This window comes from Enterococcus raffinosus (assembly GCF_001886185.1).
GTDB classification, from domain to species: Bacteria; Bacillota; Bacilli; order Lactobacillales; family Enterococcaceae; genus Enterococcus_A; species Enterococcus_A raffinosus.
Genome location: NZ_JXLA01000012.1, coordinates 1 through 16231, shown reverse-complemented (window position 1 = coordinate 16231; position 16231 = coordinate 1). Strand labels below are relative to the sequence as shown.

Sequence of the window (16231 nt, the reverse complement as noted above, 5' to 3'; positions counted from 1 at the left end):
CTCCTCAATTTTTTCTTCTATTATATATCGGTAACTACTGACAAATCGTAGCCTATAATACGCTATTCAAATTTTGTTTGTCAAGTCAGGTCTAACGAATTTTGTTCCACAAATCATACGAATCAAAAATATCTTGTGCTTTTTCTACACAGATAGCACCGTCCTGAATCAACTGATGACACCCACTAGATCGTCCATCTAATATTGACCCTGGAACCACAAATACATCTTTTCCATAATCTAATGCTTGTTGTGCTGTAATGAGTGACCCGCTGCGCTTTTTCGCCTCTACCACCAATACGCCGCTACTTAATCCAGCGATGATCCGATTACGCATGGGAAAGTGAAATTTCGCTGGCGTCGTACCATTAGGATATTCACTTAATACTAAATGATTCTGGCTCATTTCAATTTGCAAGTTTCCACTATTTTTAGGATAACAAATATCTAACCCTGTTCCAACCACTCCGATTGTTTTTCCTTGATTGCTGATGGCGAATTGATGGGCGAAGCTATCAATTCCCTTTGCTAGTCCACTAACGATCGTAAATCCGCGTTTCGTAATCTCAGGCATCAACTCCTGTAACACATGATACCCATAATTTGTTGCCTCGCGTGCACCTACAACTGCCAGCATCTTTCGTTTCAATAATGCTAAATCACCTTTATAAAATAATACAAGTGGTGGAGTCGGTACATGCCTCAAAGTCTCTGGATAAACTTCATCTTCAATCGTGATAAACTGGTGCGTTCTTTCTACTTGCTTCAATCGTTCTCCGGACCATTCATTCCAGTTGTTTGGCTTGGTTGATTGTGCTAATAGTCGGATTTCTAATCCATCAAATTGCCACCACTGATGCCGCTTCGCAAATTGATAAATGCGATGTTTCCCGAAAGCTCCAATGCCTTTAGTTAAACTTAAACGTAATAGAAAGTCATTTTTCAAAAAAATCCCTCTTTTCAGCTCTTTATCAAAAAGATACTTAAAAAAGAAGGATTTCATTTTATATATTTTTAATTGGTGCAAAAGTTTTTCGATGAATTGGTAAAATTCCCTGTTCATCAATAGCTTTTAGATGTTCTTTTGTTCCATAGCCAGCGTTTTTAGCAAAGCCATATGCCGGATACTGTTCGCCATACTTTGCCATCCACTCATCCCGATACACCTTCGCAATAATACTAGCCGCCGCGATTGAAACAGATCGGGCATCACCCTTGATGATTTTCTCCTGTGGTAAGCCATTATCCAATACCATTGCATCAATTAATAGGCAATCTGGTGCGATAGACAGTTGTTCAATCGCTCGTTGCATTGCGACCTTTGTTGCCTGATAGATGTTCAACTGATCGATCTCTTCAGCAGTCGCTTCGCCAATGCCGATTGCTCGCGCATTTCGTTTTATTTCCGTTACCAGCTCTTCTCGTTTATGTGCCGAAAGCTGTTTTGAATCATTCAAGCCTAAGATTTCATGCTCATCATTCAGAATCACCGCTGCAGCAACCACGGGGCCAGCTAACGGACCGCGACCGACTTCATCAATCCCACAGATTGCTCGAAACCCTTGAGCTTTCTTCTCGCGTTCAAAAATCGACATTTCTTGGTATTTTTCTACTAAGGCTGCTTGCTTATCCTGCTGCTTTTGCCATTGAGTTAATGCCAATTGAACGCCTTTACGCGTATCCAGACGAAACCCTGCTAAACGAGGATCGTCAGCCGATGTAATAACTTTTAGCTCTTCTTTGATGGCGCTGATTGATAATTTTTCCATTAAACACTTAGCTCCTCAAAACGATCCAGCGTGAATCGACCCAATTTTCCTTGACGAAGCTCAAGAATCAACATTTCACTGGCACGTTCATAATCATCTTTGAATCCTCGTTTTTCTGAAATCAGTAATAATAACTCAGGCAGTTCCATAAATAAATTATCTTCTGTTAATTTATAACGCTCTTTTAATTGTTCTGGATAAAAACGGCAAAAAACTTCTAGCAGATAAAGTGCTAGATCGTCTAGGTGTAGAAGATCATCCTTGATCGCTCCAGTTAATGCTAATTTTTTACCTACGCTTGGATCTTCAAACTTAGGCCACAAAATTCCAGGCGTATCCAACAGCTCTAATTGCGAACCAAAGCGGAGCCATTGCTGCCCTTTAGTAACGCCAGGACGATTCCCCGTACTAGCAATTTTCTTCCCAGCTAAATGATTCAACAAAGTAGATTTTCCTACATTAGGAATCCCTAAAACCATTGCTCGAATGGCCCGCGGCTTCAATCCTCTTTCTTTGTCACGTGCAATTTTATCAGCCAAAACTTTCTTGCTGGCAGGAACGATTTGTTTCACACTCTTATCGTCCTTAGCCGTCAAAGCCAGAACATGATGCCCCTGCTCACGAAAATAGTTTACCCATAAATTAGTTTGGTTTGGATCAGCCAAATCCGATTTATTTAATAAAATCAATCGCGGCTTTTGTTGAACAATCTGATCTAACATCGGATTACGTGAGGATAGCGGTAACCGAGCATCGATCAATTCAAACACAATATCAACAAACTTTAGTTTTTCAGATACTTCCCGGCGAGCCTTAGCCATATGCCCAGGAAACCATTGAATCGTCATATGTAATTCCTCCTTAAAAATAATGTTCATTCGCTTTATACTTCTATTATATTTATCTTTTATATGGATGAAGAGGCACTATCTTTCATTTCATCTACATTCATTGCCTAGGCTTTTATGTCCACAGGCTATTGTATCATAACTATTTTTTTTTGCATTTATTTTAAGTAACAGACATTTAGAAAATTTTTTCATTGGACAAAAAAAGACGCAAAAGCTTCTAAAAACACTTTTACGCCCCTTAAGTTATTTAGTGTTAAGCTTAAAACGTGTATCCTCTTTAAACTTTTTTCGTGCAGGATTTCCTTCGCAGCGGTACACTTGATTATTTTTCAAGTCATAAATTGAAGACCACACTGTATCTTTTCCTGTTTTACGATCATATTGACAGACGAAACCATATTTCCCGCCTAATAACTGTTTAGCTTCTAACAATCCTAGGCTTTGAAAGTTTTCAGACAAATAATTTTCCAAAGTTTCGTACCTTTCCTCCGCAAACCAATCATCCTCTACTAACAGTTTCCGAGAAAGCATTTCTGGTAAATGGAAACTATTTGTTGCACAGAGGTATCCATTATTCTTTAGAAACCGATAGGACAAGGTATCATTCGTGTACTCGACTAAGCAGGCCTCTCCAGAGGGATCGGCTAAAACCAACGTTCCAGAAGTGCATCGAGGGAGAGTTTCTAACAGCTTCAATGCCTCTTTTACGCTACGACATTTTTCTAATAAAAGGCGTAAAATCATTCCGACATTCATCCCTGGCTTTATAGTCTCAGGAAATACTGAAGTTAGAGCAATTGCTAGTCCCCATTGATTAACTCCATCCTCCATCTCAACAAAAGCAGTTGTATTTGCAGAAAAAGAGTAGGAATCTGATTCGTTAAAATCGTACAGGCAGTTCATATATAATTTTTCGATTTCAGTTAAAAAATCACTATTCCTTCCAAGTAAAAAGTTTTGATCATTTTTTACAATAAAGCTTGAACAGTTTGTCACCCGGACAAGTGCATACATTGAAAATAGTACCGTATATAAAAAGTTGGGATCCATTACTTGACCATCAGCTATCCCATCTATCTCGGCAACAATTTCTGGGAAATATTTTTTGTAATATGGCAAGCATTGTTTAGAAAACTCCCTCATTTCATCAGTTATTTCAAAGGGGATATTATCTGCTAAACTTTTATGGTTCTTCTTCAATAATTGCCCCCATTTTTTCCCTATCTCAAAGTGAGTACCTTTGAACCTCCCATGATACATGTGATTTTGTCTCCTTTATATTCAAATTAGGAGTCGACTTCCTACCTCAAGGATAACTGAATAAAAATTTAACTTCAATGAAATAAAATGAGAACTTTTTTCAATTTTAATTGATTTGTAGACAAAAAAAGATGGCGTTCAGCCATCTTTTTACGAAATGATTTTAATGTGTGTCAATGGGTAATAAACTGCTTGTGCTTTCCCCAATATATCTTTGCCTTGAACTGTCCCGAAAGATCGACTGTCTTTTGAAATTCGTCGGTTATCCCCCAGAACAAAATATTCATTATTCGGCAACTTTTTTTCACCGATTAATTCATTTAATTGAAAATCTGTGGTGTAAGGAGAAACTTGATGATCGTGACTTCGATTATTCGTTAAGAATGACTCCGACATTTTATGACCATTGACATAAAGTTGATCTTTCTCATATCGAATTTCATCTCCAGGCAGACCAATTACGCGCTTGATATAAATCGTTCCATCTGTTTGTTGAAAAACAATGACGTCGAAACGTTTTACTTTACTGAATTTTTCCATTAACACCATATCCCCTTGAGACAAGGTTTGGTCCATTGAGTTCCCAGTAACAGGAACAGGAATTAATAGAAAGCCACGGACAATTACGCCAATAAAAAGGGAGATCAAGAAGTATTTAACGCCTAACCACAGGTGGTTTTTTGTCAATAAATTTTTCACTTGCTCCCCTCCCTCGTAACAAAAAATAGTTACTACTCGTTATTTATTTTTTTAACGTTTCTATAGCTTTAGAATAAGCAACATCATTTGCTTTGACAAGTTTAAACACTTTTTCCTGTAAGACATCCACTGTTTTATCATCTAAGGCTCCTGTTGCTGATAAATTATTTTCTGTTTGAATTTCAGCTACAGCATTTTTAGTAGCTTCATTAAACAAATTACCTTCTGTTGGATAGCCTAGTGCCTTAAGCATCGTATTAATATTTTTGATTGCATCACCAGAATCACCGATTCGCCAATTGGACTGCTTCGAAATCGGTGGCAGTTTAGCATATTCAGGATAATCCGCTTCGATGGTTGGGGACACTCCTTTACCTTCTACAGAGGAACCATCAGGAGCAAACCATTTCATAATCGTTAATTGAACATAGTTGTCCTTTCCAATCGGACTAAGACTTTGAACACTCCCTTTGCCAAAAGTATTCACACCAATAATGGGGTAGTTTTTATTTTTTACAGCTGCCGCTAATAATTCAGCACCATAAGAACTCTCTTGATCGACTAAAAACACTGTAGGTTCTTTGACCTTGAAGCCTTGATCAATTTTCTTGCCCGCTTTATCAATAGAAATAACCTTCTTATTATTCGAAAACTGTGCAATGGTGTCGCCATTTTCTAGAAAATAGCTCGCGACACGTTCAGCCTCGGCGATTAAACCACCAGAATTTTGCCGTAAATCAATAATGAAGGATTTAGCCCCTTCTTTTCGTAGTTCCTCAATAATCGTACGAAATTCCAGCGCTGTCGTTTCTCGAAAATTATCTATTTGAATGGAACCAATTGATTTGTCATTTTTATCGATTGTCCCTTTAACTGTATCCTCCGGGATAACATCTCGTTCAAGGACCACCTCAAATTTCTCTTCCCCTCGTTGAATCAGTAATTTGACCTGCGTTCCTTTTTTTCCACGAATCATACTAGATAATTGGTCTAATGATTTATCCTGCGTTTTTTTGCCATCGACTTCCAGAATAATATCTTGAGCTTTCAGCTTTGCTTTCTCAGCGGGGGAGTTTTTCACTGGCACTCGATCAATCACTGGTAATCGATTTTCAAGTTGTAGATTTGCACCAATTCCTTCAAAGCTGCCAGCTACTTTCGCGTTCAATTCTTTTGTTTCTTTTGCTGTTAAAAATTCAGACTCTGGATCTTGCAGAGAATCTGTCATTCCCTTTAAGGCCCCTTGAATAAGCTGTTCTTTGTCAACCTTATCAACATAATTCGTGCTGATCAAATCATACAAATCTTGAACATCGTCTAAATCATTTCGTGTAATCTTTACAACGGAATCATTGTCCATTGCTTGTTTTTGGTCAATAAAATGTGTAACTACCGCAGTAATTACGATAGTACAGATGATTGATATTAAAAAAATCGATACTGGTAATGTTTTTTTCTGCAAGGCGCATTTTCCTTTCACCCTTTTTTTCATGATAGCATGCTAGAAAAAAAAGGAAAAGCCTTCCACAACTTTTCCTTCATAATTATTTATTGTTTTCTAAATATTTGTCCCAAACCTGATCAAAAAGATCCATCGAGTCTAAGTAATCGACGTTAAGTTCTAAATAATCTGTCACCTCATGATAATCTTCTGATTGTTTTGGAAACATGATGTCTTTTGCGACAGCGCCAGCAAATGTTTCAACAGGATCATTTGGATTATGGCCTCTCTGGGTCAAGATATAATGATAAAAACTTCTTCTCATTTGTTTCACCTCGATGACTGTTCTTGATCAATCATTGGCTTTCTTTTCTTTTGGTAAATACAAGCTAAACTGAATATCATCACCTACAAGATCGATATGGTTTGCTTTGATGAACATGCCATTATTCAGTTTGAATTCATTCAATTTCAAAACGATTGTTTGTTCATCTGGATCGATTGCGACCCATTTAGGGAACTTATACCCACGCTTTACTGTAGCCATTACTTGACTGACAGGCAGGTTCAATGAGCCGATGGATAAATCTCTCGCTTTTAATTGAACATTACCATTATCCATAACATATGGATCAAAGTAAAGATAAAAATCGACACTGGCTCCCAATATTTTAAATTCGCCCTTTAACATAGCTTGATTTTCTAAATAAAATTCATATTTCACATCTGAACCTTTTTGCAAATCATTCAAAAAGTATTCCATAACGGTATTTAACTTTTTCTTGTTTGTGTTCATCGATAAAACAGGTGACCCTTTAGGTACCGTTGTTTCGCTGCTCGGTGGCAAATTTGTTTCTCTGGCGGTAAACACTCTCACCGTAGAGAAAAGAATGCCTCCTAAAATGATGCCGATTAAAACAAGAAAAGCAATTTTCCAACCATTGATTTTTTTCTTCGATTCTTCCATTAATTGCTCTCCTTTAATAACCACAAATCTTTCGTATCTACTATTTTATCCTTAATCGCCGTTGCCATTAGTTGATAGCCTAAATTGTTCGGATGAAAATTATCCTCATCATAAAGTGCATTATTTTTAACTTCAGAACTTGAGCTTGCACTGGTTTCTTCAGTATCTTTTGTTGCGATTCCTTTATAGAGCAGATCGTTTACTGGCACGAAAAAGCAATTTGAAGTTTCTTTTGTTAATCGTTGTGTTTCGTCATTCCAGTTATCTACTACTGTCTGCATCGCCTTGATATCTGGGAAATTCAAGTAATAAGGATTGTAAATTCCGACAATATAAATTGGTGCTTTTGGGTTTAGTTCCCGCATCTCTACTAAAATTTCGTCCACTTGTTTGCCATACTTTTTAATGGAGCGATCAAATTGTTTGGCCGTTTTGGCCGTTAGATTTTTTTGAAACGCTTGAAAGAGATCGTTTCCTCCAACGGTCATCGTGATAATATCTGCACTGGCCAAACTATTTCGCAAATCAGAATCCTTCTTCACACGCTTCAGGATTTGGTCACTCCGTTCTCCAGAGACACCATAATTATCCTTTTCGATAGAGGTCAATTCATATTTTTGCTGCAAAGCGTCTGCGACTAATGGGACATAGCCTCCACGTTTCGTCTCATCCCCGACTCCTTCAGTTAAAGAATCTCCCACTGCTACAAAGTGAACAGATTTTTTATAATTCTGATTTTCGTCCCTGACGACATGGAGCCTCGGCTGAGCCTTAGGAATTGTCAAAAAAAGAACCAACAATGTAACTACGGCTGCCGCTAATGGGATCAATATTGTTGAAAATCGTTTCATTTATCTACTCCTCTGTAAAAAAACGCCTCTATTGCTAGAGGCAGGTTCAACTAATCTGTGTAATACATGATCGCAAAAGCTCCAGGACCCGTATGTGTAGCAACAATCGGATTGGTATGCAGAACGGGAATATGCATATCAGGGAACATTTCCTGTAGTGCCTGTTTGGCTTCATCGATAAAATCTAACTTTCCAGCGTATGAAATTCCTATTTGTTTGACATTGACTTTCGCTAATTCATCCATAAACGCTGCGAACCATTTACTGAATGTCTTCTTGCCTCGGCCTTTTGTGATTGGTAATAACTCACCATTTTCGAGTTCCATGACCACACGCATGTTCAGTACACTGGAAATGACGCCTGCTACTCGACTGATACGTCCGCCCTTCACCAAATTATCTAATGAAGAAATTCCGATAAACAATTTACTGTGGTTCTTTACTCGCTCAACGCCGGCTAAAACTTCTTCTAGACTAGCACCTGATTCCGCCAATTTAGCCGCTTCAATCACTTGGAATGCTTGAGATTGATCGATAAATCCACAATCAATTACCGTTACGTTGCTGCTGCTTAAAAAGGTCGCTTGTCGTGCTGCCTCAGCAGTCCCGCTCAATGTGTGGGACATATGAATAGACACGATGGGGCTTCCATCTTTTCCTAATTCATCATACAGCTCTGCAAAATAACCAATCGGGGGTTGACTCGTTTTAGGAAGATTTTTAGCCTGAGCCATCATCTCCATAAATTTCTCTCCAGTTAACTTATCGTCATCTGGATAAACCACATCATCAATCATCACTGATAATGGGATAACTGTAATATTTAATTCATCTCGAACTGATTTTTCAATCGTACAAGAGGAGTCCGTTACAATTTTAACATTTGGCATTCTGATCCTTCTTTCCATACCTAGTTTCAAATTAATTTTAGTATATCAAACCTTATGAAATAAATCATCGTTGAGGCTATTTCTTTATAAATCTTGAAAGAACCGTGTCACTAAGACCCGGCTCTTTCGTAGGTTTCAAAATAATAAAGGTAAGGATTTTTTTCATCTCTCACACCTTGTTTTCGTTCTGTTAATTGCCATTTATTCCAAAGCATCATTGGAAAATAAGCATCCCCTTCAAAACTAGCCTCAATAAAGGTCCGATAAATCTTCTTACAATAAGGTAAAAATTCTGTATAAATAGCGGATCCTCCAGCAATAAATGTTTCGCCCTCATGATTCTGATCATAGGTAATCACTTCTTCTAACGAATGCATGACGATGACATTTTCAGCTCGATACTCCTTATCCCGCGTTAATACGATTGTTTGTCGGTTCGGTAATGGCCGACCACCCATCCCTTCAAAGGTTTTCCGTCCCATCACTAATGTGTGGTTGATCGTGGTCTCCTTAAAAAAGCGCAAATCATTCGGCAGATGCCACGGCAAATGATTTTCCTTACCGATTAAGCCATTTTTATCCTGTGCCCAAATTGCAATCAGCATAGTGTTCCCCCTAATTTATACCATTTTTTCTTTATTATCCCTCAATGATCTCACTTAAATATTCCCAGCGAGTCATCTTTTCTTCTAGTGCCTGTTCAGTCTGCTCTATTTCTTTTTGCAGCTCTTGCAATTTGGTAAAATCATCTCCTTGATGATTCATTTCTTCCGTCAATTGATCTATCTTAGTTTCAAGTAACGCGATATCGTCTTCGATCGTTTCCCATTCTTTCTGCTCGTTATAAGAAAGTTTCTTTTTCCGTTCTTTGATTTGCGGCTTGGCTTTAACGGTTCTTTCTTCCTTAACTGGGGCTTGCTGTGCTAAATAATCCATAATAGAGCCAAAGTAAGAGGTGATTTCACCTTCCCCTTCAAAAATCAGCAATCGTTCAGCAACTTTATCCAAGAAATAGCGGTCATGCGAAACCGTGATTACTGCTCCAGGAAACTCCTCAAGATAATCCTCTAAAACAGTTAACGTTGCAATGTCCAAATCATTGGTTGGTTCATCTAACAGCAGTACATTAGGTTGCTGAATCAATAGTTTTAGCAAATAGAGGCGTCTTTTTTCGCCCCCTGAAAGTTTGCCTATCAATGTACCGTGCATAAATCGTGGAAATAGAAAACGCTCTAAAATCTCTGCAACACTGATTTGTGAACCATCTCTCTGCTTCACTTCTTCTGCTGCTTCCTGTAGATAAGCAATCATTCGCATATTAGGATCTAACGTCTCATTCTGCTGTGTATAATAGGCTAAGCGGACAGTTTCACCAACCTCGACGATTCCATCATCAAGTGGGATTCTTCCAGCTAAAATATTTAAGAGCGTGGATTTTCCGGCGCCATTTTTTCCAGTAATACCCAGTCTTTCCTTTGTTTGAATCAAAAGATCGAAATGGTCTAGGATCGTCTTATTTTCTATTGTGAAAGAAGCTTGTTTCAACTCTAGAACTTTTTTTCCAAGCCGAGTTGTTGCGATATTCATCTCAAGCTGACCATCATTTTTTACTTGATGTAAATTTTCCTTTAAATCTTCAAAACGATTGATTCGGGCTTGCTGTTTTGTCGTACGCGCCTTTGCACCAGCTCTCATCCAAGCTAGTTCCTGTTTGTATAACTGCTTTCTCTTACCTTCTTGTTCCACAGCTACTCGATCTCGTTCCGCCTTTGCAACTAAATAAGATTCGTAATTTCCTTGATACTCATACAGTTGACCGAAAGAAAGTTCAAAAATACGGTTTGTCACACGATCTAAAAAATAGCGATCATGTGTAACCATTAAGAGTGAACCAGGATAGCTCTTCAAATAACCTTCCAACCATTGAATCGCATCATAGTCCAAATGGTTCGTAGGCTCATCCAGCAATAACAGATCTGGGGCATCGATTAACACTTGGGCTAATGCCACACGTTTAATTTGTCCCCCTGAAAGTTCACTGATTTTTTTGTCTAATGTCTCTATACCAAGTTTGTTTAATATCGCTTTTGCTTCGCTATCCGCAGTCCAAGCGTCTTGCTTGTTCATTGCTTCTTCAGCCAAAGTAAATGATCGCTGTGCTGATTCACTATTTTCATTTGATAAAGCCAACAATGCTTTCTCGTATGAGCGAACTGTTTGCATTAAAGGATTATCCCCTTGAAAGACTGCATCTAAAACAAGGGTATCTGCAGAAAAATTCTGCTCCTGTGCTAAATAACCAATTCGATAATCACTTGCTTTTTCTATCGCTGAAATGTCTCCGTCTCCGCTATCTTTTCCTGCCAAAATGGTTAGCAAACTAGATTTACCGGTTCCGTTAACGCCAATCAGTCCTATACGATCCTTCTCATGTATCAAAAATGAAATACGATCAAACAATGTTTTGTCACCAAATGTTTTATACAACTCTGTAACTTTCAATTCTTTCATCTTGAACCATCCTCAAATTTCTCTTCGTTATTGTATCAAAAAAAAGCCGTAAAGGAAATTTTTCCCATACGACTTTTCACGATTATACATATATACGTCTACTTTTTACTGATTACCAGTCAAAATCTTCAAATTGACAAAAGTGATGGTGTCTAATAGGACCTTTGCCGTGGGGGCCGCCAAAACCATGTGGACCATGCTCATGAGGAGGCCGAGGCCCATCAAATTCTCTTCCTCCACCAAAATAGTCTTCTGAATCCTCTTCACCTAATTGATTTTTCAATGTCTCGCTTAATTTCTCTACTAAACGTGTCCATTCAGCTTTTTCTTCTTCACTGAAATCTGCAAATAATTCTTCGCCAAAATCAGGTGCCTTTGAAATTTTTTCCGCTTCTTCTTGACCAAGCGTCGTTAATCGAATAATCATAACGCGACGATCCTCTTCCGAGGGTTCTCGTGTAATCAATTCTTTATCTTCTAATTTTTGTAATAATTCACCAACGGATTGCGGCCGCATGCCTAAAACAAAAGTTAGATCTTTTTGACTGATTTCTGGATTCATCTTTAATAATGCAAGAACTCTTCCTTGACCACGATGAACGCCAAGTCCAGGATTTTTAGCCATTTGGCGATGATAGTAACGTCTCAAATCATGTTGCAATTTCATGAATTGTTCATTCATTTGGTTTTCCATAATTATTCTCTCCTTTTTGTTCAGGTACCTTATATTTATATAATACAGGTACCTGAACAAATAAGCAAGGCTATTATTAAAAATAATCTGGTACCTTAATAATTTCTTTGACTATAGATTTCTCGAATCGAAAATTTTATCCATAAAAAAACAAGTACCCGGTTATTGGGCACTTGTCCATTCATTGATTAGAAGTTATCTCCATAGACATCATCCACATTTTTGGTTGGATCAATGACAATGTATAAGCTTTTTGTTTTCTCTGAAACTTTTGTCGATTGATAAACATTGTCCAGACCTTCATTGTCTTTGTCCTTGTATGGGAAATAGACTGAATCAGGATGTCCAGCTCGATAAATGATTTCCATTCGTTCGATGTCCTCAAACTTACGAGCTCGCTCAAACATGCCTAATTCTAAACCGCCTAAATTAATATCTGTTGTTTGAACATGATCGCCTTCTTGATAAATCTCAATCTTAAAACCTGCACAAGGATGAATTTCTACAAACTCGCTGCCATGAATTCTTCCGAAACTTGTCGTAATTTGTTTGATCCACAAATCGCCAATGTAACGGCGATCGATCGTCCATGTTTCACCATTACGAAAATAGAATTTTAACGCTGTCATTTCTCTTGCCATTCTGCATTCTCCTCACTAATGATCTAAAATTAAGTTTAGCATACCTTGAGTAAACGGTCACATGTTGTGCTTCTACTTCACTTTTTTAAGGAAAGCTGCCGTTTCGACAATCACTCGTTGATGCGTTGCTTCGCCAACTAGCTGCTCATCAACAAAGGCCTTGATCAAAAAAGAAACTTTATTCGTATCGATCCTTTCTGTCTCTGCTTCTACCTTTACATCTGCTCCAATTGCTGTTGGTGCTATATGCTTAAGGTTCATTGTAAAACCAACACTTGTATAATTAGATGAAAGCTCTGGTGCCAATAGTCGTTTCGCACAATTCTCCATCATCGCTACTAAAGCTGGAGTTGCTAAAACCTCCAAATCGCCTGACCCCATTGATAGCGCCGTTTGATCCTTTGTGACCTGATAGTATTCTGTTAATTTTTTCATGGCATCTCCTTTTTCAAAAATTCTTCTGCAAAATTCAATAATCGCTCTTTTTCATTCTTTAAATTTCCTTCGACTACCTCACGCTCTAATGTATTTAACGTCATACTAATCCATGGCCCCTTAGGATAATCAAAGTGGTCCATTATTTCATTTCCCTTCACCGCTAGATCCTTCAATGAATAAAGGGGCAAATATTGATAAAGTAAGCGTATTTTAGCCAAATTGGGTTCGCGATCAAAATAATAAAGCAAATATTCCACTGAAAGAGCCAATTCTCGTCCCAATTGATACAAGGTCCAATTGTCCCACTCATATTTTAAACGAAATTGAAGTGCTGGTACCATCTGTGTCACTTCACGAATTAATTGATTGGAACATTTCCATTCTTTCATGAAATGGCGAATATCGGTAATGTTCATGTCCATCATTGTCATTAGCAAAGTCCATGCCTGCCGTTCAGTCGGAATTGCCGGCCCTCTTAGTTCTGAGAAGTTTAATAGGGCTTCTCCATAGTTTCTTAGACCTGGACAGTAAATGTAGCATTCTGACTCCACAAAAGAACGTAACCCGGCTTCACGAAACGAACCCATCATTAATTTTACAAATTCTACATTGATACGCTCCACCGATATTTTCGCCAACAAAGAGTGGTATTCTTGAATCGCTTGAAATGTTTCAGGTTCTAAAGTAAAACCCAAATGACTAACAAAACGTAATGCACGCATCATTCGTAAAGCATCCTCATGAAAACGCTCGTAAGGATTGCCTACTGCCCGCAATATCTTATTGCGCAGATCGTCCAACCCATCAAAAAGGTCAATCACAGTGCCATCAATACCAACTGCTAATGCATTGATCGTAAAGTCTCTTCGTTTTAAATCTTCCTTTAATGAACGGACGAATTCTACATGGTCTGGTCGACGATAGTCTTGATACGTGGATTCTGTTCGAAACGTGGTTACCTCATAGGTCGCTTCTTTAGTAATCACCATGACGGTCCCATGATCAATGCCGACATCAATGGTTCGATGAAAAAGCTCCTTCACTTCAGCTGGAAAGGCACTTGTTGCAATATCCACATCATGAATTGGCTTATTCAATAAGATATCTCTAACGCTTCCCCCGACATAATAGGCCTCGTATCCAGCATTCTGTAATTTACGTAAAATGGGCATTGCTCCTTGAAATTCTAAAGGAAATGCTTCTAATCTCATTTTGACTCACCTTCTGTCAATCCATCTTTACGTTCGAATCTAAAGCGATCCCGCCGATTGAACTTCTTCATATTCTGATCGAAAGCTTCTGTTAGATCAATTCCTAGAGAATTCGCCATAATAATTGTGACAAATAATACATCCCCTAGCTCTTCTTCAACTGTATTTGGTCTCTCAGAATCCTTTTTCGTTTTTTCTCCATAATGATGATTCACTTCGCGAGCTAGTTCACCCACTTCTTCTGTTAAACGAGCCAATTGACCCAGTGGGGAAAAATAACCTGTTTTAAATTGTTGTATATAATCATCAACTTCTTGTTGCATGATTCTCATTGTCTTTTCATTCATCAAACCACCTCAAACCTATCTTATCAAAAAACAGATTTGTTTCCTATCATGTTGTTGTAACTATCTGAAATTCATGCTATGTTGATTGAGGACTGAAATTGTGTGCCGGATGAGTACACAGCATTTGTTTAAAATCGATTTATACATTCAAAATCAGGAGGTGTCGTATGGAAACGACTATGTCTACACGAATCAAAGAAATTCTATTTATTGTGGTGGGAACAGCCATATATGCCTTTGGTCTAGTGTATTTGAATATTGCAAATCACTTGGCAGAAGGCGGCGTCACTGGTATTACTTTGATTATTCGAGCCCTTTTTGGCATCGATCCTGCTTATACTACCTTGCTTATTAATATCCCATTGATTTTAATTGGTGGGAAAATTTTGGGAAAACGGTCGTTCTATTACACCATCTTGGGTACCGTTTGCCTTTCCGTTTTCTTATGGATTTGGCAAAGAATACCGCTTCAGATTAATTTGGACCATGATCTTTTTATTGTTTCCATCTTAGCTGGGCTATTTGCCGGATTCGGTAGCGGACTGGTTTATCGAAATGGTGGGACCACTGGCGGTGCGGATGTTATCGCACGGATTTTAGAACAAAAAATCGGGTTTACAATGGGAAAATCTCTATTGGTTTTTGATATTATTGTTTTGATTTGTTCACTGACTTATTTAGATTTGAAACGAATGATGTACACTTTGATCGTCTCATTTGTATTTAGTAAAGTAGTAGATATGCTTTCATCTGGTGGATATGCGGCTAAAGGTGTGATGATTATCTCTAACGAAAGTAATGTAATCGCTGAGTTACTGATGGCTCATTTAGAGCGTGGGGTGACTTACTTACACGGTGAAGGTGGTTTTTCATCAGAATTGAAACGTATCGTCTACATTGTCGTATCACAGCAAGAAATCAATGAAGTGAAAAAAATCGTGCACTCTGTCGATGAGAAGGCCTTTATTTTAATTAGCAATGTTCACGACGTCGAAGGAGAGGGCTTCACCTATTTAAAACCTCAACGTCGAAGATTCACTCTGAAGCGAAGCAATTAAAAAGATACCGCAGACAGTTGGTTTGNGGAAGGTTAAAACCCTAACTCTAATATACAAGGGGGAAAAAATGAAAAAGAACTTTAGTTTCCATTTATATGCCATGATTACGATTGCGTGCTGGTCTTTGGCTTTTGTATTGTCGTGATTAGTGATGCGATAGATATTCTCAGAGTCTTTAGGATTTTTACGCTATTTGATTGCATCGCTTGTGTTACTTTGTTTAATTCCCTTTTTACACTTACGTAAGGTGGATTGTAAAGATTTAGGACTGATCTTCTTAACTGGAGCAACCGTTTTTTCTTTACATGCTTGCTTTTAATAAAGGGGTTAAGGAGGTAAATGCAGCGACTAGCAGTGTAATCATTGCCACCGTTCCAATGATTACAGCACTATTGTCTCGATTTATCTATAAAGAAAAAATAACTATGATGCAGTGGTTTGCGACCGGGGTTTCCTTTATAGGAGTAGTGATTATTACGGTTTTTAGTAAAGGCTTCACCATCAGTAATGGACTCAATTGGCTTTTTTTAGCGGCAATATTACTGGCATTCTATAATTTATTGCAAAAGAAATTGCTTAAAAAATACTCCGCGATTCAAAGCA

General features: G+C 38.1%; 19 protein-coding genes. 2 read left to right on the top strand and 17 right to left on the bottom strand.

All coding sequences use genetic code 11. From position 1 onward, the window contains the following. Nucleotides 1-91: 91 nt before the first annotated feature. The 17 genes from dprA to RV13_RS07940 all read right to left on the bottom strand — a co-directional run bounded on the left by dprA (nucleotide 92) and on the right by RV13_RS07940 (nucleotide 14570). Nucleotides 92-946, bottom strand: coding sequence for a DNA-processing protein DprA (dprA, locus tag RV13_RS08020; protein WP_010744646.1), 855 nt, complete (start codon nucleotides 944-946; stop codon nucleotides 92-94). A gap of 58 nt (nucleotides 947-1004) precedes the next feature. Then, nucleotides 1005-1769 carry a ribonuclease HII gene (locus RV13_RS08015; protein ID WP_010744645.1) on the bottom strand — a complete coding sequence of 255 codons (765 nt, stop codon included), beginning with the start codon at nucleotides 1767-1769 and terminating at the stop codon, nucleotides 1005-1007. Further along, a complete protein-coding gene (ylqF, locus tag RV13_RS08010) occupies nucleotides 1769-2617 on the bottom strand; it encodes a ribosome biogenesis GTPase YlqF (protein WP_010744644.1) in 849 nt (282 codons plus the stop codon). The genes RV13_RS08015 and ylqF overlap by 1 nt, the downstream gene beginning before the upstream one ends. Nucleotides 2618-2863: 246 nt before the next feature. Beyond that, nucleotides 2864-3880: a C45 family autoproteolytic acyltransferase/hydrolase gene (locus RV13_RS08005; RefSeq protein WP_010744643.1), complete on the bottom strand. Its 1017-nt coding sequence runs from the start codon at nucleotides 3878-3880 to the stop codon at nucleotides 2864-2866. A gap of 150 nt (nucleotides 3881-4030) precedes the next feature. After that, nucleotides 4031-4579, bottom strand: a complete 549-nt coding sequence (lepB, locus tag RV13_RS08000) for a signal peptidase I (protein WP_010744642.1) — start codon at nucleotides 4577-4579, stop codon at nucleotides 4031-4033. Nucleotides 4580-4622: 43 nt separating this feature from the next. Beyond that, entirely contained in the window at nucleotides 4623-6041 is a 1419-nt protein-coding gene (locus tag RV13_RS07995) for a S41 family peptidase (RefSeq protein ID WP_010744641.1), read from the bottom strand. An 82-nt stretch (nucleotides 6042-6123) separates the two neighbouring features. Next, nucleotides 6124-6345: a YozE family protein gene (locus RV13_RS07990; protein WP_010744640.1), complete on the bottom strand. Its 222-nt coding sequence runs from the start codon at nucleotides 6343-6345 to the stop codon at nucleotides 6124-6126. Between the two features lie 27 nt (nucleotides 6346-6372). Then, nucleotides 6373-6987, bottom strand: coding sequence for a YpmS family protein (locus RV13_RS07985; protein WP_010744639.1), 615 nt, complete (start codon nucleotides 6985-6987; stop codon nucleotides 6373-6375). Then, nucleotides 6987-7838 carry an SGNH/GDSL hydrolase family protein gene (locus RV13_RS07980; protein ID WP_010744638.1) on the bottom strand — a complete coding sequence of 284 codons (852 nt, stop codon included), beginning with the start codon at nucleotides 7836-7838 and terminating at the stop codon, nucleotides 6987-6989. Before RV13_RS07980 ends, RV13_RS07985 begins: the two co-directional genes overlap by 1 nt. Nucleotides 7839-7888: 50 nt before the next feature. After that, nucleotides 7889-8728 (bottom strand): DegV family protein, encoded by an 840-nt coding sequence (locus tag RV13_RS07975; RefSeq protein ID WP_010744637.1) that lies wholly within the window; start codon nucleotides 8726-8728, stop codon nucleotides 7889-7891. Nucleotides 8729-8838: 110 nt separating this feature from the next. Next, nucleotides 8839-9333 carry a dihydrofolate reductase gene (locus tag RV13_RS07970; protein ID WP_010744636.1) on the bottom strand — a complete coding sequence of 165 codons (495 nt, stop codon included), beginning with the start codon at nucleotides 9331-9333 and terminating at the stop codon, nucleotides 8839-8841. Nucleotides 9334-9367: 34 nt separating this feature from the next. Further along, complete coding sequence (locus RV13_RS07965; protein ID WP_010744635.1) at nucleotides 9368-11239, bottom strand: ABC-F family ATP-binding cassette domain-containing protein; 1872 nt, start codon at nucleotides 11237-11239, stop codon at nucleotides 9368-9370. A 112-nt stretch (nucleotides 11240-11351) separates the two neighbouring features. Next, a complete protein-coding gene (locus RV13_RS07960) occupies nucleotides 11352-11933 on the bottom strand; it encodes a MarR family winged helix-turn-helix transcriptional regulator (RefSeq protein ID WP_010744634.1) in 582 nt (193 codons plus the stop codon). Between the two features lie 188 nt (nucleotides 11934-12121). Next, nucleotides 12122-12574, bottom strand: coding sequence for a hypothetical protein (locus RV13_RS07955; RefSeq protein WP_010744633.1), 453 nt, complete (start codon nucleotides 12572-12574; stop codon nucleotides 12122-12124). Nucleotides 12575-12646: 72 nt separating this feature from the next. Beyond that, nucleotides 12647-13009, bottom strand: a complete 363-nt coding sequence (locus tag RV13_RS07950; RefSeq protein WP_010744632.1) for a thioesterase family protein — start codon at nucleotides 13007-13009, stop codon at nucleotides 12647-12649. After that, nucleotides 13006-14223, bottom strand: a complete 1218-nt coding sequence (locus tag RV13_RS07945; protein WP_060789587.1) for a CCA tRNA nucleotidyltransferase — start codon at nucleotides 14221-14223, stop codon at nucleotides 13006-13008. The genes RV13_RS07950 and RV13_RS07945 overlap by 4 nt, the downstream gene beginning before the upstream one ends. Continuing rightward, a complete protein-coding gene (locus RV13_RS07940; protein ID WP_010744630.1) occupies nucleotides 14220-14570 on the bottom strand; it encodes a nucleotide pyrophosphohydrolase in 351 nt (116 codons plus the stop codon). The genes RV13_RS07945 and RV13_RS07940 overlap by 4 nt, the downstream gene beginning before the upstream one ends. Nucleotides 14571-14737: 167 nt before the next feature. Between RV13_RS07940 and RV13_RS07935 the strand changes: the two genes are divergently transcribed. Both RV13_RS07935 and RV13_RS07930 read left to right on the top strand, forming a co-directional pair. Beyond that, entirely contained in the window at nucleotides 14738-15628 is an 891-nt protein-coding gene (locus RV13_RS07935) for a YitT family protein (RefSeq protein ID WP_010744629.1), read from the top strand. A gap of 305 nt (nucleotides 15629-15933) precedes the next feature. Further along, a partial coding sequence (locus tag RV13_RS07930; protein WP_169794391.1) for an EamA family transporter occupies nucleotides 15934-16231 on the top strand: 298 nt, incomplete at its 3' end.

Excerpts from the sequence above, each read along its gene's own strand:
- RV13_RS07945 (WP_060789587.1), bottom strand. The coding sequence starts at position 14,223 with ATGAGATTAGAAGCATTTCCTTTAGAATTTCAAGGAGCAATGCCCATT.
- RV13_RS08015 (WP_010744645.1), bottom strand. The coding sequence starts at position 1,769 with ATGGAAAAATTATCAATCAGCGCCATCAAAGAAGAGCTAAAAGTTATT.
- RV13_RS07950 (WP_010744632.1), bottom strand. The coding sequence starts at position 13,009 with ATGAAAAAATTAACAGAATACTATCAGGTCACAAAGGATCAAACGGCG.
- RV13_RS07960 (WP_010744634.1), bottom strand. The coding sequence starts at position 11,933 with ATGGAAAACCAAATGAATGAACAATTCATGAAATTGCAACATGATTTG.
- RV13_RS08005 (WP_010744643.1), bottom strand. The coding sequence starts at position 3,880 with ATGTATCATGGGAGGTTCAAAGGTACTCACTTTGAGATAGGGAAAAAA.
- RV13_RS07940 (WP_010744630.1), bottom strand. The coding sequence starts at position 14,570 with ATGAATGAAAAGACAATGAGAATCATGCAACAAGAAGTTGATGATTAT.
- RV13_RS07965 (WP_010744635.1), bottom strand. The coding sequence starts at position 11,239 with ATGAAAGAATTGAAAGTTACAGAGTTGTATAAAACATTTGGTGACAAA.
- RV13_RS07935 (WP_010744629.1), top strand. The coding sequence starts at position 14,738 with ATGGAAACGACTATGTCTACACGAATCAAAGAAATTCTATTTATTGTG.
- RV13_RS07970 (WP_010744636.1), bottom strand. The coding sequence starts at position 9,333 with ATGCTGATTGCAATTTGGGCACAGGATAAAAATGGCTTAATCGGTAAG.
- RV13_RS07980 (WP_010744638.1), bottom strand. The coding sequence starts at position 7,838 with ATGAAACGATTTTCAACAATATTGATCCCATTAGCGGCAGCCGTAGTT.
- RV13_RS07975 (WP_010744637.1), bottom strand. The coding sequence starts at position 8,728 with ATGCCAAATGTTAAAATTGTAACGGACTCCTCTTGTACGATTGAAAAA.
- ylqF (WP_010744644.1), bottom strand. The coding sequence starts at position 2,617 with ATGACGATTCAATGGTTTCCTGGGCATATGGCTAAGGCTCGCCGGGAA.
- RV13_RS07985 (WP_010744639.1), bottom strand. The coding sequence starts at position 6,987 with ATGGAAGAATCGAAGAAAAAAATCAATGGTTGGAAAATTGCTTTTCTT.
- RV13_RS07990 (WP_010744640.1), bottom strand. The coding sequence starts at position 6,345 with ATGAGAAGAAGTTTTTATCATTATATCTTGACCCAGAGAGGCCATAAT.
- RV13_RS07955 (WP_010744633.1), bottom strand. The coding sequence starts at position 12,574 with ATGGCAAGAGAAATGACAGCGTTAAAATTCTATTTTCGTAATGGTGAA.